The sequence below is a fragment of the Pseudoalteromonas sp. CR1 genome (genome assembly GCF_019392235.1).
Lineage (GTDB): Bacteria > Pseudomonadota > Gammaproteobacteria > Enterobacterales > Alteromonadaceae > Pseudoalteromonas.
On record NZ_JAHXRM010000024.1, the window covers coordinates 1 to 21,597 of the forward strand.

Sequence of the window (21,597 nt, forward strand, 5' to 3'; positions counted from 1 at the left end):
TATTCCTATATTCCTATATTCCTATATTCCTATATTCCTATATTCCTATATTCCTATATTCCTATATTCCTATATTCCTATATTCAAAATAGCTTAAAACACCCACTGTAAACTCATGCCGTTTGTTTTTAACCAATTGGATGCAGCTTTATAGTCTGGATAAAAAATCTCTACTCTGTCCCAAAATTGCTTACTGTGATTTAAATACCTTAAATGAGCAAGCTCATGCACTATTACATAATCAATAATTCTATGAGGTGCTCCTATTAAATGTAAATTAAACGACAATTCTCGCTTACTGTTACAACTGCCCCAACGACGCTTGTAAACAGCTAACGTTAATTTTTTCGGCAACGCCTCATCCATTTTTTCACAATAAAAAGCAATACGCATTTCCACATAAGCCGCTAACTTTTCTTCTAAATAGCGTTTAATTAAACTCTCATATTTATTTTTATAATTTTTTACACGACTAGAGTGTGTAACATATAGCGCGTTATTATGCTCTTTCACGTCAGATGATGGGCCTTCACGAAAAATTAATTCAACCGACTCAGAAAAAATCTTTATTTTATTTTTCTCAATTGGGTACTGTTTAGTGTCTATTACATTAAGCTGCTTTTTTAATTGTGTTTCTATCCAATGTTGCTTTTCGAGTAACCAACTATCGATTTGTTTTATCGGCACATAATGAGGTGCGAATACGGTTACTGTTTGATTATATATTTTTATAGCCACTGTCTTTCTGCGCTTACTTTTTTTAAGTTGATAATCAAACACTACTTTCTCTCATTAATTTAATTCTTTGGCCCGTTTTAACGCTATTTAATGGATAAACGCTATTGGTTTTTACCCTGCTTACTTTTCATTTTAATTAATAACTTATAATAACTTTACTTAAAATAAACATAAAAAATAATAACTTGAAAACTATACGTTAAAAAATTGAAACGAAATCACTTTTTATACCGCACTAGTCAATTAAGTATTTATTTATATGATAATTATATTAAACTACTTACTTAAAGACTAATTTTTGAGCCAATATGCTATCTGCGTTTTTTGTAACAGACCATGACCCTAGCCTGATTATTAACGGGGTATATGACCCACTTTTAGTATCTATATCTATTTTAATAGCGATATTCGCCTCTTTTTTTACAACTAGGCTCATTGATTTAGCAAAAGAAACAAAATTTTATAATTATAGGCGTTTAGCAAAATTCACTGCCGCAGCAATATTTTCAGCAGGCATTTGGAGTATGCACTTTATCGGTATGCTGGCCTTCTCTCTATGCACAAATATCAAATACGACCCAACAATAACTATTTTATCTTTTCTTCCTGCTTTTTTTGCTTGCCAATTTGCTGTATCTATTTTAATTAACAATAAGACGACCTTCAAAATACTTGGTTTATGTTCTGTATTATTAGGCGCTGGCATAGGTACAATGCATTACAGCGGCATGGCCGCTATGGAGTTGGCGCCTTTGTTACGCTACGACCCACTTACCTTTGTTTTATCGCTCTTTGTTGCCGTCGCTTTATCATTTATCGCCCTGTATAGCCAGTTTAACCTTACTAAGGTTTTCCCGAAATTAACAGCGCTACAAAGCCGTACCATAAGCGCTATTATTTTGGGCTTCGCTGTTGCAGGAATGCACTATATGGGCATGGCTGCAACACGCTTTGTTGCAACATCGCCTTTACTATTTACCGATGTTAATGCGTCTGCAGGCCTTACATTTGTTGCAATAGCCGTCGCAACCGCAACGATAGCAATTACGAGTGTGGTTGCCGTTATCAATGGCATGGTTCGTTATAAAATGTTGTTAGAGGAAAAATCTGCCGATGAGTCTCGGTTAAATGCCATTCTAGAAACCGCAATTGACGCAATAGTTACCATTGACCATGCAGGTATTATTTTAAGTTTTAATACCTCAGCCACCCATATTTTTGGCTGGCAAGAGCATGAAGTTAAAAACAAAAACATAAAAATGTTAATGGATGATAAAATTGCAAAGCATCACGATCAATACCTTGCCAATGCTGAAAATACATTCTCTGAGAAGGTCCTTGGGGTAAACCGTGAAATTTTTGCAAAGCATAAAGAAGGTTATCTTTTCCCTATTCGAATCGGTATTGGCGAAGTTAACCAGCCCGGACAAACTCCCCTATACGTAGGTTACATTACTGACTTGACCGAACAGCGCGAATTACAACGCAGCCTTATTGAAAAAGAGCAAAAGTACCGCTCTTTAATAAATAATATGCCGGGTGCTGTATTCAGATGTAGGCTAGATGAAAATTGGAGTATGTTATTTATAAGCCCAAGTATTTTAGAGCTAACAGGTTACCAATCAGATGAATTTACTGAGCATTGCTTAGAGTTTATTGATCTTATTCTAAAAACAGATCAGCAAGCCGTTATGGATGCAGTATTAAAAGCAGTCCAAGATAAACGTCAATACTCTATCGAGTATAGAATTCGTCACAGAAATGGCAAAGTGTTATGGTTATTAGACCAAGGTAGCTTTTATTATAATAACCAAGATCAAGCTCAGTGGATAGACGGCGTACTTATTGATATCACCGAGCGTAAAGAATACGAAGACAAACTCGAAAAAGCTAAACTGCAAGCTGAGGAAGCCGCACAAGCTAAGCAATCATTTATGGCTAATATGAGCCACGAAATACGCACTCCTATGAACTCAATTATCGGTTTTAGCGACTTACTTATGGATACACCGCTAAATCATGAGCAGCAAAAGCACCTTGTTACTGTTAATAATGCAGCCCGTTCACTACTTCGCTTACTTAACGAAGTACTCGATTCAGCAAAATTAGAGCGTGGCAAGCTAACAATAGAAGCGGTACATTTTAGCCTTAAACCCGTTATAGACACTATTATTTCAACCTTTTGGTTAGAGGCAAAAAAGAAAGATCTTATACTCAATCTAACTATTAAAGAGTCAGTGCAAAACACTTACTACGGCGATCCTGACAGGTTAAGACAAATATTAACCAACCTGATTGGCAACGCGATTAAATTTACAGAGCGCGGCTCTATAACCATAACAGTGAGTACGACGCAAAACGGGCACTTATTTTTTGAAGTACAAGACACAGGTATTGGTATTGCACCGGACAGAGTAAGCGCTATTTTTCAGCCTTTTGTTCAAGCCGACGGAACTACAACACGTCGCTTTGGTGGAACGGGGCTTGGTACAACCATAAGTAAACAATTAGTTGAACTTATGGGGGGGACTATAAATTTAGTCAGTGAATTAAATAAAGGCACCTGCTTTTATTTTTCGCTTCCTCTAAAGGTGGGTGATGAAAATAAAATTGATCATTTTGATCGCCTTCACACACAATTGCCTGCGCTAAGAGTATTAGTCGTTGACGATATAGAACAAAACACAGAGCTTCTCTCATTATTACTCTCAAGAGATCACCATGCGGTTACGAAAGCGAGTAACGGTTTTGAGGCCATTGCTACTTTCCAACAACACGATTTTGATGTGGTTTTGATGGATATCCATATGCCGGAGTGTGATGGGATTGAAGCATCTATGAGAATAAGAGAACTAGAAAAGCAAAAAAAATTGAAAAACACCCCAATCATTGCATTAACAGCCAGTGTTTTGCAGCAAGACAAACTTTCGGCCAAAAAAGCGGGGATGAATGGGTTTGCAAATAAGCCGATTGATATTAATCAGCTAAACCAAGAAATCGCACAAGTGCTGGGTTTAGGCGTTTCTAAAGAGATAGAAATTGCGCAAACTGACCCTAATGCTAAACATATCGACTTTAAAAAAGGGTTAGCCTTGTGGGGCTCTAAATCTAAACAACTAACTGAAATTACTAAATTTACAAACGATAGTGATAATCGATTTGAACTTTTGTTAAATGAGCCTCAGCTAAACTCTCAAAGTAGTTATAGTTTAATACATACACTAAAAGGCATTTCTGGCAATTTGGGCCTAATTGCGTTGATGAAGCTTTTATCCAACTTAGAGAAAGCTATTAAACAAGGTGATAGCGTTGATGATATTTTAAAAGCAATAAAAGCTGAGTTTGTTATGATTTCTAAGTTGTTAACATTCAAAAAAACTGAACCACTCAGTAATCCTGAAAATAATCAAACAGTTATTTCCAACACTGAACTAAAATTATTGTGTGAAACACTCATCGAATCCGCAATAAATGCTGAATTTAATGACACTGCACTTAGTGGCCTTCAAAGTTGTTCAAATGGTTCATTGGTAAGTAATATTAAAGCAATAACCGATGCCTTTGATGAGTTTGATTTTGATAATGCGCAGGTTAAGTTAAACGAATTACTAAAAAAGCTAAACGATATATGAGTATATAAATGATTTTTTCTGCACAAAGTCCCAGAGTATTAATTGTTGATGATGAGCCGGCAAACCTAAAAGTGATGCGTGAAATATTAGGCGAACAGTACCGACTGTCGTTTGCAAAATCTGGAACAGCGGCCTTAACTTTACTTGAAAAAGAGTTACCTAAGCTTATTTTACTCGACATAATGATGCCAGACATGAATGGGTTTGAAGTATGTGAGCACATTAAAAGTAATCCAAAAACAGCGCATATTCCCGTTATTTTTGTCACTGCGCTCGGTGACGAAAGTGACGAGTATAAAGGGTTTGAATTAGGGGCTGTTGACTACATAACCAAGCCAATAAGCCCTGCCATTGTAAGAGCGCGTGTTAAAACACATCTTTCATTAGTACAAGCTGAGCAATTAAAGCAGGCACATGTAGATTTAGTTCAACGTTTAGGGCGTGCAGCTGAGTATAAAGATACCGATACGGGTGAACACATAGTTCGTATGAGTCAGTATAGTAAAGTTCTTGCCTTAGGAATTGGCATGTCAGAAAATCAAGCAGAGCTCTTGCATCAAGCAGCGCCTATGCATGATGTTGGAAAAATAGGTATTCCTGATGCAATTTTATTAAAACCCGGAAAATTATCTGTCACAGAGTTTGAACACATGAAAGAGCATGCCTTAATTGGCGCAAAGATTTTAGCTAACTCATCTTCCCCGCTATTACAACTTGCTCACAAGTTAGCAATTGAACATCACGAAAAGTGGGATGGATCTGGTTACCCATATGGTTTAAAAGGTGATGAAATATCCATCGAAGGCAGAATTATTGCTGTTGCAGATGTATTTGACGCACTGACTTCGAAGCGCCCTTACAAAGACGCGTGGAGTGTAGAAAAGACAATTTCACATATGAAAGAGCAAGCAGGTAGCCACTTCGACCCAGCTATTATTGACTTATTAGTTGAAAAACTGGACGAAATACTCACTATTAAACAAAGGAATCAAGAAAGTTAAACCTTTTTAGCGCTGTGCGAACCTTGTTCAACATCTGGATAAAACGCCTTTATATATTCATAATCATGAGATGTTATTTCATGGCTATTACCGCTTTCATCTTTAAAATACATTGAAAACGTAACACCGTGGTCGGCCAATACTGCTTTTACATCCATTGCTTTAAAGTGCGTAAGCCACGCAATAAATTGCTCCCCAGTTGCAGCAAACGCGATACCCTTGCTACGAACTTGACCTTCAAACAATGCTAACCGTGTTGTCGCATTTTTATCTTGTAACGTTAATGGACCTTTTCCGGTTTCATCCCAAAAGGCAAGTTCTTCTATAACCTTAAAGCCAAGAACTCGCTCAAACCACACTACTGCGCTGGGCAAGTTATCTACATTAATATGGCAATGGTCAATTCCTGACAAAAAAGGGATTGTTTTGTTAGTCATACTATTCACCTACCTCAGACCTTAACTGCTCTAAAAATGCGTGCATATAGTGGGTGCGTTTATTCGCCTCCTCTTTCGCTGAGGGGGTATTCATACTCTTGGCAATAGTTAAAAGTTTTATAAAAAAATGATCTAGAGTAAATTTATTATCGTCTGGCTTTCTAGTTGTACAAAATGGATCATCAGGGCTATAAAGTAGGCGATTAATAGAGCCCCCTACTTTCATGCAACGGCTAATACCAATAGCGCCTAAGGCATCCATTCTGTCTGCGTCTTGTACTATTTGTGCCTCAACCGTTTTAATTTTAATATTGGCGCTAAAACTATGTGCAGCTATTGCATGATGAATATCTTCAAACAAGCTTTCGTCATAACCTAAGCCTTGTAAAAACCCAATTGCTTTATCTGCTGCCATAGTCGATGCTTTGGCCCTGTCAGGGTGGTTTTTAGCAACAGCTACACAGTCATGTAACCATGCTGCGGGTAGCACAACAGCCATATTCGCTTTTTCAGCGTTGCAAAGCTGTATCGCCACTTTAACCACACGCTCTATATGGGTAATATCATGGGCTACATCGGCATGTATAAGCGATTTAATAAAGTCACGGCATTGCTCAGAAAGTAATTGTAATGACGGAGTTAACGTAGTTTCAACCAAGGTATTTTCCAAAAATTTATTAACACATTGAATTATCCTTACTTTACCGTGCTTTGCAGTTTACTTGCAAAACATTCATTGTATGTTGACCTTGCCTTGACTAAAATACAGCGCTTATTTACTACAACAGAGAAGTCTTATGTCATCTGCCGTTTACCTACAAGCTGGTCGCGATAAATCATTAAAAAGAAAACATCCGTGGTTATTTTCAAAAGCCATTAAAAAGATCAAAGGTAAACCAGGGCTTGGCGACACAGTCACAATCCATGATAGTGAAGGTAAATATTTAGCAACAGCAGCATACAGCCCGCACTCTCAAATTCGAGCTCGTGTGTGGAGCTTTGACGAAAAAGAAATCATTGATCAACACTTTTTTGAGCGACGCTTACGCCGTGCATTAGAAGCTCGTAGTCAAGTAATTGAAGATGGTGGATTAACCGGTTACCGATTATGTGCCGCTGAGTCTGATTACTTACCGGGTGTGACAATCGATAAATTTGATAATGTGCTCGTATGCCAACTTTTAAGCGCAGGAGCTGAGCGCCATAAAGGTGAAATTGTAGGTGCACTGATAGCTATATTTCCTGGCAGCAGTATTTATGAACGTTCAGACGTAGACGTACGGACAAAAGAAGGTCTAGAGCCAATTAAAGGTGTGCTTTGGGGCTCTGAACCAACACAACCGGTACTCATTGAAGAAAATGGTTTAAAGCTCGAGGTAGATATTTTAGAAGGCCATAAAACAGGGTTTTATCTAGATCAACGCGATAGCCGTGCAGCACTTGAGCGTTTTTCAAAAGATAAAACCGTGCTTAACTGCTTTAGCTACACAGGTACATTCTCACTTTATGCGCTTCGCGGTGGCTGTAAGCATGTTACTAATGTTGACGTATCACAACCCGCACTCGATACCGCAAAACGTAATGTTGAGCATAATAATTTAGATCTAAATAAAGTCGATTTTGTTAAACAAGATGTATTTAAACTTTTACGCCAATACAGAGACGAAGGTAAACAATTCGATACTATCGTCATGGACCCACCTAAATTTGCCGACAACAAGGCACAGCTAACAGGTGCATGCAGAGGCTATAAAGATATCAATATGATCGCTATGCAAATATTAAAGCCGGGCGGCACACTATTAACGTTCTCTTGCTCGGGCTTAATGGAACAAAATTTATTTCAAAAAGTAGTTGCAGACGCAGCACTGGATGCTGGAAAAGACTTGTTAATAATGGAACGTTTAAACCAAGCAGCTGACCACCCCATTGCGGGCAGCTACCCTGAAGGCTTTTACTTAAAAGGGCTTATTTGTAAAGTTTATTAATTAACATTTAATTGGTTAATTAAACTCTATTATCTCAAGCCCTGCTGTAATTGTGCCATCATCTTCTTTGCTGGCACGTATTACCTTAGCGGTCGCTTTTAACGGAGCAATACTTGGATGAGTTGATGCAATATCAACAGACAAAAGTGTATCAGGCTCTAGCAAATCATCTAAATGCAGCGATAAACCCGTTGCACTTAAGTCTACGCATTCAGCGGTATATGTTAAGCCTGCAACTGGCTCAATAGTTGTAAGCATTGCAGTAGCGTTTACCTGCATGCGTCTATAGTTTCGTTTATCTTCTGTGAACATAATTCCCTCTAAACTATTGTGTTTATTTGCTCTAACAGTGCGCTTATAGCGAATGGTTTCACTACATAAGCATCACATCCAGCGTCAAACCCCATTTTTTTCTCAAGCTCAGACTCAAGGCCTGATACCATAACCACAGGAATGTTTTTAGTTTCTGGCGTATGTTTTAGCATTCTGCATGTATCATAACCATCAAGACCTGGCATACATACATCAAGTAAAATAATGTCAGGAGGATTGGCAATTGCAGACGCAAGACAATTCTGACCTGAGTCAGCATAACTAACGTCAAATTTAGACTCTAGTGCAGATTCAAGCATTTCATAATTAAAATACTCGTCATCGACTACTAGCAGCCGCTTTGTTTTTGGTTCAATCACCGAGGACATGCTTATGTCGTTTCCTTCTCAAAACAAAAATAAATCCTACCTTTAAGGTACTAACCTTCTTAATAAATGCAAGCATTATTCTATTTCTTTTATAGCATTTAAAATTCGTTTAGACGAAATAGGGTAAGGCGTTCCTAACGTTTGTGCAAATAATGAGACTCTAAACTCTTGTTGCATCCAAAATATCGCTTCTATGTCGCTGGGTATCGGCATACCTTTGGGTATTTTATTCGTTAGTTTTTTATATTCAGTGGCCACTTTATCAAGCTCAAGTACACACAACCTGTCTCTATTAGGATCAACCGGAAGTTTTTCTAATCGCTTTTGAATCGCCTTTAAGTAACGAATTAAATCAGTAAGTTTAGTCGCGCCATGTTGACTAACAAACCCTTTAAAAATTAACGATTCAAGTTGCGATTTAATATCGCCATGAGCGGTGATCATGGTTAAATCAACCCGCCCTTTCATTTTTTTATGCAGCGCATGTGCAATACTGAGAACTTGTTCAACATGTATTGCTATGTCGACTACGGCATCACCTAGCTCGCCACGTATCTCCTCTTTAACGTTTTCAAACTCAGCGCTTGTTCTGATGTCACCATACTTAAGTAACAAACTATCAACGCCGGCAGCAATGCAATCGTTAATTAAGTCGGCTATTTTTCCAAATGGATTAAAGTACAATCCCAACTTAGCCTTATTAGGTAGATTCTGTTGTAAATATTTAATTGGTGAAGGCACGTTTAATAGTACCAATCGGCGAAGACCTTGTTGGTGAGCAACCTGTGCTTTTATTTCGTTATCAAATAGCTCAACCGCAGCACTTGATTTTTTATCCACCAGCGCTGGGTACGCTTTTATTTCATACTGGCCTTGCTTTTTAACGTAAGACTTAGGCAGTTCACCAAAGTTCCATTGTGTTAAGTCTGCTTTTTCAATGCCATCATCAGCTACTTTTGAAAGTGTTTCGGTTACCTCTCCTTGAAGCTCTGCCTTGAGCTTCGTAAGGTCTAAACCGCGAGCCAGTAATTTATTGTGCTGATCGCGCACTTCAAATTGTAAACGTAGATGAGGAGCAAGTGATGTTAAATCCCACGCCTCAGGGTCAACGCGCACACCGGTCATTCGCAATAAGCGTGTGGTCAGTGCGTCAAGTAAAGTGCCTTGCATTGGCTCTACCGCTGCAAGTACAGCGCCTGCATAATTGGGAGCCGGTACAAAGTTACGACGAAGTGACTTTGGCAGTGATTTAATCAAACCACTTATTAATTCGTGCCTGAAGGCAGGAATATGCCAATCAAAGCCGGTTTCTTGTACTTGATTCAATAATGCAACAGGGATTTGTACAGCAACACCATCAACCGCTTGACCTGGGTCAAAGTGATACGTAAGCGGTAATATTAAATTATCTTGCTGCCAAGTATCTGGATAATCAAATTCTGTAATACTGTTTGCGCCATGGCGCATTAACTCATCCCGAGTCATGTGTAGAAAGTGTTTGTTTTGTTGCTTTTGGGTTTTAAACCACTTTAAAAAAGCAGCTCGATTATTAATTTCTTTTGGTATTTTTTTATCGTAAAACTCAAATAAGGTTTGTTCATCAACTAAAATATCACGGCGGCGCGACTTGTTTTCAAGGACTTGTATATCTTCAATTAACTCACGATTAAACTGTAAAAAACGCTCGTTTAAACCAAGTTCTTGTTCAACAAGTGCAGTTCGCACAAACAGCTCTCGGCTAACCTTAGGGTCTATATTGCTATAAACACAGCGGCGTTTATTAACAACTAACAATCCGTATAAAGTTTGTTGCTCAAAGGCAATAACAGCCCCTGGTTTTTTCTCCCAATGGGGCTCAGAATAGCTGCGTTTTACCAGGTGTTGAGCTAAGGGCTCAACCCAATTGATATCGATTTTTGCATTAGTGCGCGCATACAATTTACTCGTTTCAACAAGCTCTGCTGACATAATCCATTTAGGCGCTTTTTTAAATAAACCCGAACCCGGAAAAATATGAAACTGACTATTACGCGCACCTTTATAAGCTTGTTTTTCGTCTTTAAAACCAATATGGCTAAGCATACCGCTTAGTAAGGCTTTATGTACTGCTTCGCCATCAGCAGCATCACTTGTTGCCTTCATACCCATTTCGTTACACACAGTACTTATTTGATAAACAATATCTTGCCATTCACGCAGGCGCATATAAGCTAAAAAATCTTTTTGGCATAACTTTCTAAACTGACTATTTGTCAGCTCACTTTGTTGCTCTTCTAAGTAATTCCATAAATTTAAAAAGGCAATAAAGTCTGAATCAGGATCATCAAAGCGACCGTGTTTTTCATTCGCTGCCGCGCGCTTTTCTTGAGGGCGTTCACGTGGGTCCTGAATGGATAAAGCTGCCACAATAATAATAACTTCACGCAGTGCACCTAGCTTATGCGCTGTTAAAACCATTTTAGCTAAACGCGGATCAACGGGTAATCGGCTCAACTCTCTACCCGATTGCGTTAACGCGGTTTTATTATCACGCTTAGCCGACTTTACTGCTTGTAACTCCTCAAGCAGAGTTAAGCCATCGCTGATATTTCTACTGTCTGGCGCTTGAACAAATGGAAATTGCGCCATGTCGCCCAAGCCCAAAGCAAGCATTTGTAAAATAACAGAGGCTAAGTTTGTACGCAGTATTTCAGGGTCGGTAAATTCAGGGCGAGATAAAAAATCATCCTCTGAATATAAACGGATACAAATACCCGCTTCAACACGCCCACAACGGCCCATCCGCTGATTAGCACTTGCTTGTGAAATAGGCTCTATGGGTAAACGCTGTACTTTTGTGCGGTAACTATAGCGGCTAATGCGCGCAGTCCCTGGGTCTATAACATAGCGAATGCCTGGCACGGTCAGTGACGTTTCAGCCACGTTAGTCGATAAAATAATGTGACGGCGAGAGTGCGGCGCAAATATTCTGTTTTGCTCTGTATTTGATAAACGCGAGTACAGCGGTAATACATCGGTGTGCTTAAGATTACGTTTGCTCAAAGCATCTGCAGTGTCGCGAATTTCACGTTCACCGTTTAAAAATATGAGTATGTCGCCGGGGCCTTCTGCACATAGCTCATCAACTGCATCAAAAATACCTTGTAACTGGTCGCCTTCGGCTTCCATATCGTCTTTTTTAATATCGCTAATTGGGTTGTAGCGAACATCAACGGGGAAAGTACGACCCGATACCTCTATAATTGGCGCATCGTTAAAATGTTTAGAAAAGCGCTCTGGGTCAATGGTTGCTGAAGTAATAATAATTTTTAAATCAGGGCGCTTAGGCAGCAAGTTTTTTAAGTACCCTAAAATAAAGTCAATGTTTAAACTACGCTCGTGGGCCTCATCAATAATGATAGTGTCGTATTGATTTAAAAAACGATCTTGCTGAATTTCGGCAAGTAAAATACCGTCAGTCATCAGTTTAATGTATGTATTGTTAGAAACCTGATCGCTAAAACGGATTTTAAAACCCACTTGTTGACCTAGTTCACACTTCATCTCATCGGCAATACGGTTTGCAACGGTGCGAGCGGCTAACCTACGCGGTTGCGTGTGGCCAATAAAACCATCAACGCCGCGGCCAAGCTCTAAACACATTTTAGGTATTTGTGTCGTTTTTCCCGATCCTGTTTCACCAGCAATAATAACAACTTGATTATTTGCTATCGCGTCTTTAATGGCTTGTTTTTTTTGGCTTACAGGCAGCTGTTCTGGGTATGTTACCTGTGGCAAATTTGCTAAGCGTTTTTCTTTTGATTGTTGGCTGCGGGTTATATCTGCGGCAATTTTTTCAAGCGCATTGGCTTGTTTAGTCTCGTCGACGATTTTTTTAACGCCGTGAAGGCGTTTTTTAAAGATGAATTGATCTTTTTTTAAGCACGTTTTTAGCTCGCCAAACAACTGACCTAGGTTAACCACCCGCATACCTTATAAAATATGTTAAAGAGCCGTAATTGTATCAAAATTAACGGCTGGGGTTAATCCTACAAATCATTAAACGCTCAGTTGTTTGACATTTAATCACATGTACAAGGCTGTATTTCTATTCGCCTTTAAAAATGCCTACATAAGTTGCTTGCGTATTCGATTTACTTGCGCGATACATCCCCGACGTATTAAACGGTAAGCTAATGTTGCCTTGCGTGTCGATAATAATCACACCGCCTGTGCCACCTATTGGCTTTAATACTTTGTTTATTACTTCATCACCGGCTTGGGCGATTGTACTGCCTTGGTATTTAACACGAGCGCAAATATCACTTGCCACGTTGTAGCGAATAAAATATTCACCGTGGCCGGTCGCCGATACCGCGCATGATTCATTTTCAGCAAACGTACCTGCACCTATAACGGGTGCATCTCCAACACGACCATAGCGTTTTGCAGTCATTCCACCGGTTGATGTACCAGCGGCTAAGTTACCATTTTTATCAAGGGCAACAGCGCCAACGGTGCCCATTTTAAAGTTATTAGGAAGCGCATTGTGCGCGGCTTGATATAATTTACTTGTTGCTTTGGCTTTATCAAGTTTTTCTTTTGCTTTAAGCAGTGCATCGTAACGGTGTTTGGTATCAAATAAATTATTTTCGATAAGTTCAATACCTTGCTCTTTTGCAAACTCCTCAGCACCTTGACCACTGAGCATAACGTGCACTGAGTTATCCATAACTAAACGGGCAAGCTTAATTGGGCTTTCTACATGTTTTACACCTGCAACAGCCCCTGCTTGACGGTTACGTCCGTCCATAATTGACGCGTCAAGCTCGTGCCCACCATCGTAGGTATATACTGCGCCGCGTCCGGCATTAAAAAACTCAGATTGCTCTAATACTGTAATTGCAACAGTAACCGCATCTAAGCTTTCCCCGCCTTTTTCTAGTACGTTGTAACCTGCCTCAACGGCCTCGGATAATTTAGCACGATAAGCTTTTTCTTGTTCGGGGGTAAACTTTGCTTTATCAATTGTTCCTGCGCCACCATGAATTGCAATGGCAAGCGGAGATTCTTTACTTAATGCACTGTGAGTAAATCCTATACATGCACTGGCTAAAATAGATAATAAGATTATTTTTTTCATGACTGCCTTTCTCATCAAAGTATTAAAACTAATGTGAACGGTTAAAAAGCAAATTTCAACTAAAGTAAGTTTAAAGACATAAAAAAAGCGCCTTAAGGCGCTTTTTATTATTAACGTGTTTAAAATTAAGCTTGTTTAGCTTTTAAACGCGCTAAACGTGCTACTTGGTGAGTAGACGTTAAGAAAGAATAAATTGGTGCTAAATAACCGCGCTTACGAAGTTCTAAGAAGTCTTCATCGCTTAGCTCATTTAGTTTTTTCTCGTCGATAAGGTAGATACCGTTGATGTCTTTTTTCTCACCTTTAATGTCTACTGTTAACGTTTGAGCAATGAGTAGCTCTTTATCAGCAAGAAATTTAGTGAATGCATCGGTTACCTGAGAAAACTCAATGAAAGACACTAGCGACTCTTTACGACGCTTTAAGTAATCTGTTTCTTCACCGTTTTCAAATAATGCATTGCCATCAGTTTCACTTACAAGCGGGCTTGCTTCATCAATAACAATACCAAATTGGTCTTGATCTGGGTGTTTAACTAAACCAAGTGGGTAACGTGTAGAGGCCATTGGTGCAAAAGAAGCTGTCCACTTATCGCCTTCAACAAATAAGTTCTCGCCTGGCTCTAAACCAAACATTGCAACTGCTTGGAAAGTACCTGCTTCGTTATTTTTAACAAACGACATAGGAAACTCATTTGCTACGCGTGCAAACTCATGTGCAACTACAGGCACTAAATGTTGAGTTTTCATGAAATCTACATTGATGCCGTTTTGAATTTTAATGTTGGCATGTTTTTCGTTGTGTAAAGGCTGTACTTGTTGCTCCGCCATGTTACTGCTCCGTTTTTTAAATTTATAAGTTTCATTGTTAATGCCTTAAGGCTAATGCTTTTGAGGTAAAAAAGGAAGGGAAAGTTTTATGACACAAGCCATCTAAAAATAAAATTTAAATAAATCTGCATGTTGTCAAAAAACATACAAGTAATAATTTTAAAACATGCTTAAAAATAAAGCGTTACACGGTTATTTAGCATACAAAGGGAGGTGGCTTATTTACAAAAGTTAACAGACTTCTGTCTACAACCACGCTCATAGTGAAGAATATTTAGGCAAATAAAAAGGCAGCTAATTTAGCTGCCTTTATAAAATGGGGTAAGCAATGCAAATTTACTTAAATTATGGGGCCCAATAAACTTCGATATTGATGCTCGGATGATTAAGTACTGCACGCAGTGGCATATCGTTAACATCACCACCGGCTTTAGCCTGCTTGTACACAGCAAGCTTTTCATCGCCGCTGATAAGTAGTTTAACTACTTTTGAGTTAGCTATTGCATTTAGAGTAAGCGTCATTCGCTCGGTAATACTACCTGTTACGTCACTTTGAATTGCGTTAATCGCACAAACCGTTTGAGTGGTTGTTAAACCATGCTCTAACCCATCTGCATGTGGGAATAAAGACGCAGTGTGACCATCAGGCCCCATACCTAGAATAGTCACATCGTAAGGCGTTTTCAGCGCACTGTATGCGGCTTCACACTTTTCAGCACCTTGTTGTGCAGTAGAAGCTTCGTTTTTCATTGTTATAAAGTTGGCTGCATTACCAAAGTTTTGCAACAACGTACTTTTAATAAATGCTTCATTACTTTTTTCGTGATTTGGCTCAACCCAGCGTTCATCAACCATAGCTACATCAACGTTCTGCCAATCTAAATCAAGGGTTGATAAATGCTTATATGCTGCAGCAGGTGATGAACCACCTGATACCATCAGTACAGCGCGACCATCGTCTTTAATGCCATCTAATAATGATTGCTCTAAAGTTGCCGATAACTCTTTTGTTAGTGCATCTTTATCATCAAAAAATTTTTCAACTAATGTAGCCATAATTATGCCTTATCACCTGTGTTAAACCACAGATGGTTGTTCTCTGCTAATAACTCATCGGCATCATCTGGACCCCACGTACCAGCACGGTAAAGTGCAGGCTTGCCTTTTTCTTGCCAACGCTCAACAATCGGATCAATCCATTTCCATGCTTGGCGAACTTCATCACGATGAATAAACAACGATGGGTTATTCGCAGCGGCATCAAGCATTAGACGTTTGTATGCATCAGAATGAAAACCATTGCTGTAAGCTTGTGATAACTCAATGTTCATAGTTACCGGCTCTAATTGCATTTCAAGGTTATCTAGGCGCTTTGACATAAGCGTTAGCTGAATCGTTTCTTCTGGCTGAAGGCGAATAACTAAGCGGTTTGGTTCTATGTTGCCAACATTTTCTTCATAAATATTGTGCGATACTTTTTTGTACTCAACCACAATTTCAGCACAGCGTTTTGCCATACGTTTACCTGTACGGAGGTAAAATGGTACGCCAGCCCAACGCCAATTATCTATGTGTGCGCGTATAGCAACAAAGGTCTCTGTTTTACTAGCGCCCTCGTTTAACTCTTCCAAGTAACCAGGGACAATCTTACCGTTTAAATCCCCTGGTACATATTGACCACGCACAATATTACTATCAACGCCAGAGTCAATAAGTGGTCGAAGTGCTTCTAGCACCTTTAGTTTTTCATTACGAATGCTATTAGCGTTAAGCTTATTAGGCGCTTCCATTGCAACAAGGCATAAAAGCTGTAGCAAGTGATTTTGAACCATGTCACGAAGTGCGCCGGCTTTGTCATAAAACCCTGCTCTGCTTTCAAGACCTACTGTTTCTGAAAGGCTAATTTGGATATTATCAATCGACTTAGCATCCCACATATTTTCAAATAATGAGTTTGAAAAACGCAGTGCCATTAAGTTCTGTACAGTTTCTTTACCTAAGTAATGGTCTATACGGAAGATTTGGTCTTCTTCAAAAAACTCAGCAATTTTAGCGTTTATTACTTCTGCAGATTCCCCGCAGTACCCAATTGGTTTTTCTACAACTACACGCGATGTTGGCGTGATCAAATCTTTAATAGAGAGAATTTCACAGCACTTGCCATAAACGGCTGGTGGTAAAGATAAGTAAAAGACACGAGATTTAGTGCTATCGTGCTCATCTAAAATACCTTTAAGCACATCCCAGTTATCGTCAGCTTCAGTAACATTACTCACCACTGGCACTAAATAATTTGAAAATGCTTTCCAATCTTTGGCATTAAATTCACCTTTACTTAAAAACTCTTGGAGTGCTTTATGCGCTGTTTCTATGTATTCAGCACGTTTGCTTTCTTCACGAACTGTTGGCAGGATGCGTGAGCCTTCAGGTAAATTCCCTTCTTGATATGCTCGATACATTGCAGGTAGTAATTTGCGTAACGCAAGATCACCACCGCCCCCAAAAATTATGATATCAAAAGGATTAAGCATAGTTACTCTCTACGTTGTGATACCCCGTCCTAAAATAAGCTCGTGGGTATGCCTGTTTATTACTTGGATTATGATAGCTTTTATAATGTGTTAAAAAAGCCTGCTGAATTGTTCTTTATTGATGATGTATTATTGTTTTTTTATCATCTACGCTTTATTAAATGAGCCTTAGGACTCTGTATCTCCTCTCACAAAAATACAGACCCTAAGCACTCCAGCGCTACCCGTTCAAAGGTACTCGGTTTACCTACTATTACGTAGGCTAAATTTTTTACTGCGTACGATGTTGCTTGTAGTACACCATTAATCCACTTGTTGAGCTATCGTGATCGTGATTTACATTATCATCGGTCAGCTCACTTTCAATCTTAGATGCCAAACCTTTACCAAGTTCAACACCCCACTGATCAAATGAACAAATGTCTAATATTATGCCTTGGCAAAAAATCTTGTGTTCATATAACGCAATTAAACGCCCTACCGTTTTAGCATCTACTGTGTCTAGCAGCATTGATGTTGTTGGGCGGTTTCCTTTATGAATTTTGTGATTTAGTAATTCATCAATTTGTGCCTGCGATTTACCTTTAGCCGTTAAATCGGCTGTAACTTGTTCTGCATCAACACCACTCATCATTGCTTCCGTTTGAGCAAAAAAGTTTGATAATAAAATATCATGATGCTTATCAACATCTATTTGTGGTTTAACAGATGCAATAAAATCTGCTGGCACAATCACATTGCCTTGGTGCAGGCATTGATAAAACGCGTGCTGACCATTAATGCCAGTCATACCCCAAATTATTGGAACCGTGGTATACGGTACTACTTTGCCTGCAAAATTAACATGCTTACCGTTACTTTCCATCTCACCTTGTTGTAAATAGGCAGGTAACATGTGAAGAGATTGGTCGTAAGGTAAAATAGCTTGCGACGTGTACCCTAAAAAGCTGGTATTCCAGACGCTTAACAAAGCCATTATTAAAGGAATATTCTGCTCAAGCGGCGCATTTTTAAAGTGTTCATCAACTTCAAAAGCACCTGTTAGTATTTCTTCAAATGCGTCATAACCTAAATACAGCGCAATGGGTAAGCCTATCGCACTCCATAATGAAAAGCGACCACCTACCCAATCCCACATAGTGAATACGTTTTCATCAGCAATGCCAAAGGCAGCCGTTTTTTCTAAATTTGTACTTACTGCAACAAAATGTTTCGCAATTGTGCTTTCATCTTTTGTTGTTTCTAAAAACCAATCCACCGCTGTTTTAGCGTTCGTCATAGTTTCTGATGTAGTAAATGTTTTTGACGAAATAACAAATAATGTTGTTTCGGGATCAATTTTTTTAAGTACCGAAGCAATTTGTACACCATCGGCATTTGATACGTAGTGCACTTTTAAAGTGTCATCTGCTAATGCTTTTAATGCTTCAGTTGCCATTTGAGGACCTAGGTTCGACCCGCCTACCCCAATACTAACAACGTCTTTTACCGCTTTGCCCGTATAACCAAGCCACTGGCCGCTTCGTACTTTTTCTACAAATACTTTAATTTTAGCAAGCTCGTTATCAACTGCTTGCGTTATATTTTCTCCATCAACAATTAATGGAGTATGCGCACGGTTACGCAATGCAGTATGCAAAACAGAGCGCTCTTCGGTGATGTTAATTCTCTCGCCGCTAAACATTTTATCTCGCCAAGAAGCAATTTCGCACTCTTTAGCAAGTGACACTAAATTAGCAAAAACATCGTTATCAATTAATTGTTTAGAGTAGTCGAATAATACACCGGGGATCTGAGTTGAAAACTGAGAAAAGCGGCCACCGTCTTGTGCAAATAACGTTTTAAGATGTGTTTGTTTCATCTTAGCAGCACTTTGTTCAAGGGCTTGCCAACTTGCTAATTGCGTTCGGTTCGACATTTAAAAATCCTCTAAAAAATTTAACCGGTTGATTTATATATTCTTTTTATGTTGTAAAACTGCTTAACACGTTCTAAATACACTAAAATAAAATGCCAATAGTGTAGCCATAAACGAAAAATAAGCGCTGCTTTAACTATTTTATACGCAGATGATAACGCAATTTTTACCTTTTGACACCGGTATCATAAATATTTTGCAAATTATTTTCCCCGCAATTTCAAAGGCACCCACAAAGCTTAATCGGTTAAGTTGGTGTATTCGTGAATTTTACTAAACGTTCAGTACTTTTTTAATAATTATGACATTTATGTGAATAAATAAAAAATCGGCTACTGAAGCCGATTTTATGCAAACCTTATAAGTATTGTATTTTAAAGGCTCAATGCCAAACCACCTTCTAAATTATACACTGTTCGATACCCTAGCTGCATTAGGTTAGCAGCAGCAAGCCTTGAGCGATTACCGCTACGACACAACAATATGTATTTACCGCGTTTACTTAGCTGACCTTCCATCAACGCGTTAGCCATACGACTAAGCGGTATGTTAAGTGTTTTTGTTTCGCTAGTGTGAAAAAGTTGCGATACATTATGTGCACCATGTTCGTAAGGCTCTCTGGTATCAATCAAATAAGTGTCATTATCACTGAGCATGGCTTTTGCACTATCAAAATTTAATTGCTGAATATTTAACTCAGGCAACGCAGTAACATAACCACATAATTGTAACCTTGATTTTTCTTTTGCCTCATCATTAAGCTGTTTTTTAATTACAAATTCATCAATACTAATTTGGCGATTTATTAATCGGTTTAATAAAGGTGTTTGTTGTTGCTCTGCGGCCCAGTTCATTGCAAAGCATTGCAAATAATCGTGCCCTGAACATATCACACTCGTTTCATCTAATTGCTCAGCAAGTGCTAAAATAGAATAAGCCATAGCCTTGGCATTGCCACCAGCTAAAGAAGTGTTACCCAAGCCACCGGGTAATATTAGATCACCACAAAAGCAATAATTAATGTGGTTATCTTCACTTTTTAAAACATAACTTACACTGTCTTCACTGTGCCCCGGTGTGGCTATTTTTTCTAGTCGTTCGTTATTTAGGTCGATATTAGCTGCATTTTTCGGCCAACCTAGTTTATCTACTGCAATCTCGTCGCATCGACTTGCTAATACACTGCGTAATAAAGTTACAGCACAACTTCGCTCTTGATGAACGTGCGTATTAAGTACTCCTTTAATAGTCAGGTTTTGTGTATTGGCTATTTTTTCTATACGCGGTATGAGCTCTACAATAGGATCTATAATAACTGCTTGTTTATCGGCATTTACATATAACCAACAACACGCTCCTTGGTGCCTAAACTGCGTTAAACCGAGCGCGCACACATCTTGTTGAGGTGTTGTACTATCAGAGACTATTAAACAATTAGCCTGCAAAATGGTTTTTAATGAACGTATAGATGCACACGCATTTGCTATTTCAGCGGCAGTGGCAGCGGGACCGAATGATAGCCTAATTGCATTTTCACTCTGCCATTGGTTAACTCCCATCGCATCAAGCACAAAACTCGTTGAAGAGCCCGTGCTGCATGCAGAGCCTCCACTGACACGAATACCAGCGGCATCAAATAAATCAATTACTTCTTTGCTTGTTAACTCATTTACAGCAAAGTTTAATGTTGTTGGTACCGAGTGTTCAAAGCTATGATTAAAGGTTACTTCATCAAATGTTTCTTCAATAGCGTTTTTTATTTGAGCCCGGTAATTACTAAGCACATCGATTGATTTAAATGTGGTGTCTGACTTATCTAGCAATAAACTAAACAATTTATTTAAACCCGCAATACCAGGTAAGTTTTCGGTGCCAGAGCGCATTCCGCTTTCTTGCCCTCCACCCGCTATAAAAGGGGTATAGGCACTGCCAGCACGAATATATAAAAAACCAATACCTTTAGGGGCATAAAGTTTATGGCCTGAAAAAGGCGCGTAATCTATTGTGGTGGCGCTCAGGTCGAGTTGTTTTTTCCCCAGCGCTTGCACACAATCTACCATCCAAGACACTTTCGTATTACGAAAACGAATAGTATGTTCAATGGCATCTAAATCTTGATAAACTCCCGTTTCGTTATTAACCGCCATGGTGCATATCATTAGCGCATTAGGTATATGTTCAGCGATAAACGCTAAGTCTAAAATGCCATTATTATCCACCGGAATAGCCAAAACTTGAGCATGAATGCCCAATACACTATTCCAATGCTTTAATGTGTTAGGAACCGCTTTGTGTTCAGTGGCACCGTAAAGTAATACGGGTTTAGCAATATTATGATTTTTAGCGTTAATAAGCGTAGATACAACAGCGGTCTGAATGCCTTCGGTCGCGCCAGAGGTAAATAAAATATCTCCCTCTATTGCCCCAATCACAGTACGTGCGTTTTCGCGGGTTTGTTCTAATAAATGCTTGGCCTGAATACCCGTAATATGAGGGCTTGAAGGGTTACCAAAACAAATTTGCATTGTATGAGAAACCACATCGGCTATGCATGGCAACACAGGCGTTGTTGCGTTTGCATCAAGGTAAACTTGCTCAGAGTTTAATAAAGAGTCAGACATCTAAAAACGGACCTTATTACTAAAAGATATATCTTATTACCAATATTACATAACTTTAGACGTATTGAGTAATAATCA

15 protein-coding genes are annotated in these 21,597 nt (G+C 38.9%); 3 read left to right on the top strand and 12 right to left on the bottom strand.

Annotated features, from left to right (window positions below; genetic code table 11):
* Nucleotides 1-93: 93 nt before the first annotated feature.
* Nucleotides 94-780 carry a SprT family zinc-dependent metalloprotease gene (locus KZZ04_RS16975; protein ID WP_219423396.1) on the bottom strand — a complete coding sequence of 229 codons (687 nt, stop codon included), beginning with the start codon at nt 778-780 and terminating at the stop codon, nt 94-96.
* Nucleotides 781-1,046: 266 nt separating this feature from the next.
* Between KZZ04_RS16975 and KZZ04_RS16980 the strand changes: the two genes are divergently transcribed.
* Nucleotides 1,047-4,370, top strand: coding sequence for an MHYT domain-containing protein (locus KZZ04_RS16980; protein ID WP_219423398.1), 3,324 nt, complete (start codon nt 1,047-1,049; stop codon nt 4,368-4,370).
* Nucleotides 4,371-4,378: 8 nt separating this feature from the next.
* On the top strand, nt 4,379-5,371 hold the full coding sequence (locus KZZ04_RS16985) for a two-component system response regulator (protein WP_219423400.1): 993 nt from the start codon (nt 4,379-4,381) through the stop codon (nt 5,369-5,371).
* Here KZZ04_RS16985 and KZZ04_RS16990 read toward each other — a convergent pair.
* On the bottom strand, nt 5,368-5,808 hold the full coding sequence (locus KZZ04_RS16990) for a VOC family protein (protein ID WP_219423401.1): 441 nt from the start codon (nt 5,806-5,808) through the stop codon (nt 5,368-5,370). The genes KZZ04_RS16985 and KZZ04_RS16990 overlap by 4 nt on opposite strands.
* Nucleotide 5,809: 1 nt before the next feature.
* Nucleotides 5,810-6,466 (bottom strand): HD domain-containing protein, encoded by a 657-nt coding sequence (locus KZZ04_RS16995; RefSeq protein ID WP_219423403.1) that lies wholly within the window; start codon nt 6,464-6,466, stop codon nt 5,810-5,812.
* A 139-nt stretch (nt 6,467-6,605) separates the two neighbouring features.
* Between KZZ04_RS16995 and KZZ04_RS17000 the strand changes: the two genes are divergently transcribed.
* Nucleotides 6,606-7,796 (top strand): class I SAM-dependent methyltransferase, encoded by a 1,191-nt coding sequence (locus KZZ04_RS17000; RefSeq protein WP_219423405.1) that lies wholly within the window; start codon nt 6,606-6,608, stop codon nt 7,794-7,796.
* Between the two features lie 15 nt (nt 7,797-7,811).
* Here KZZ04_RS17000 and KZZ04_RS17005 read toward each other — a convergent pair whose 3' ends face one another.
* From KZZ04_RS17005 to KZZ04_RS17045, 9 genes are all read right to left on the bottom strand, one after another.
* Nucleotides 7,812-8,108 carry a PilZ domain-containing protein gene (locus tag KZZ04_RS17005; protein WP_039036718.1) on the bottom strand — a complete coding sequence of 99 codons (297 nt, stop codon included), beginning with the start codon at nt 8,106-8,108 and terminating at the stop codon, nt 7,812-7,814.
* Nucleotides 8,109-8,116: 8 nt separating this feature from the next.
* A complete protein-coding gene (locus KZZ04_RS17010) occupies nt 8,117-8,497 on the bottom strand; it encodes a PleD family two-component system response regulator (RefSeq protein WP_058404674.1) in 381 nt (126 codons plus the stop codon).
* A 75-nt stretch (nt 8,498-8,572) separates the two neighbouring features.
* A complete protein-coding gene (hrpA, locus tag KZZ04_RS17015; protein WP_219423407.1) occupies nt 8,573-12,460 on the bottom strand; it encodes an ATP-dependent RNA helicase HrpA in 3,888 nt (1,295 codons plus the stop codon).
* 124 nt (nt 12,461-12,584) lie between these two features.
* On the bottom strand, nt 12,585-13,619 hold the full coding sequence (locus KZZ04_RS17020; RefSeq protein WP_058404161.1) for an isoaspartyl peptidase/L-asparaginase family protein: 1,035 nt from the start codon (nt 13,617-13,619) through the stop codon (nt 12,585-12,587).
* A gap of 125 nt (nt 13,620-13,744) precedes the next feature.
* Nucleotides 13,745-14,449 (bottom strand): SapC family protein, encoded by a 705-nt coding sequence (locus KZZ04_RS17025; RefSeq protein WP_058404160.1) that lies wholly within the window; start codon nt 14,447-14,449, stop codon nt 13,745-13,747.
* A 345-nt stretch (nt 14,450-14,794) separates the two neighbouring features.
* Entirely contained in the window at nt 14,795-15,505 is a 711-nt protein-coding gene (gene pgl / locus KZZ04_RS17030) for a 6-phosphogluconolactonase (protein WP_219423409.1), read from the bottom strand.
* A gap of 2 nt (nt 15,506-15,507) precedes the next feature.
* Nucleotides 15,508-16,980, bottom strand: a complete 1,473-nt coding sequence (gene zwf, locus KZZ04_RS17035) for a glucose-6-phosphate dehydrogenase (protein ID WP_219423411.1) — start codon at nt 16,978-16,980, stop codon at nt 15,508-15,510.
* Between the two features lie 271 nt (nt 16,981-17,251).
* Nucleotides 17,252-18,898: a glucose-6-phosphate isomerase gene (pgi, locus tag KZZ04_RS17040; RefSeq protein WP_219423413.1), complete on the bottom strand. Its 1,647-nt coding sequence runs from the start codon at nt 18,896-18,898 to the stop codon at nt 17,252-17,254.
* 374 nt (nt 18,899-19,272) lie between these two features.
* Nucleotides 19,273-21,519 (bottom strand): aminotransferase class V-fold PLP-dependent enzyme, encoded by a 2,247-nt coding sequence (locus KZZ04_RS17045; protein WP_219423415.1) that lies wholly within the window; start codon nt 21,517-21,519, stop codon nt 19,273-19,275.
* Nucleotides 21,520-21,597 lie beyond the last annotated feature (78 nt).

Excerpts from the sequence above, each read along its gene's own strand:
- KZZ04_RS16980 (WP_219423398.1), top strand. The coding sequence starts at position 1,047 with ATGCTATCTGCGTTTTTTGTAACAGACCATGACCCTAGCCTGATTATT.
- zwf (WP_219423411.1), bottom strand. The coding sequence starts at position 16,980 with ATGCTTAATCCTTTTGATATCATAATTTTTGGGGGCGGTGGTGATCTT.
- pgi (WP_219423413.1), bottom strand. The coding sequence starts at position 18,898 with ATGTCGAACCGAACGCAATTAGCAAGTTGGCAAGCCCTTGAACAAAGT.
- KZZ04_RS17005 (WP_039036718.1), bottom strand. The coding sequence starts at position 8,108 with ATGTTCACAGAAGATAAACGAAACTATAGACGCATGCAGGTAAACGCT.
- KZZ04_RS16985 (WP_219423400.1), top strand. The coding sequence starts at position 4,379 with ATGATTTTTTCTGCACAAAGTCCCAGAGTATTAATTGTTGATGATGAG.
- KZZ04_RS17025 (WP_058404160.1), bottom strand. The coding sequence starts at position 14,449 with ATGGCGGAGCAACAAGTACAGCCTTTACACAACGAAAAACATGCCAAC.
- KZZ04_RS17045 (WP_219423415.1), bottom strand. The coding sequence starts at position 21,519 with ATGTCTGACTCTTTATTAAACTCTGAGCAAGTTTACCTTGATGCAAAC.
- KZZ04_RS17010 (WP_058404674.1), bottom strand. The coding sequence starts at position 8,497 with ATGTCCTCGGTGATTGAACCAAAAACAAAGCGGCTGCTAGTAGTCGAT.
- KZZ04_RS17020 (WP_058404161.1), bottom strand. The coding sequence starts at position 13,619 with ATGAAAAAAATAATCTTATTATCTATTTTAGCCAGTGCATGTATAGGA.
- KZZ04_RS16990 (WP_219423401.1), bottom strand. The coding sequence starts at position 5,808 with ATGACTAACAAAACAATCCCTTTTTTGTCAGGAATTGACCATTGCCAT.
- pgl (WP_219423409.1), bottom strand. The coding sequence starts at position 15,505 with ATGGCTACATTAGTTGAAAAATTTTTTGATGATAAAGATGCACTAACA.
- KZZ04_RS17000 (WP_219423405.1), top strand. The coding sequence starts at position 6,606 with ATGTCATCTGCCGTTTACCTACAAGCTGGTCGCGATAAATCATTAAAA.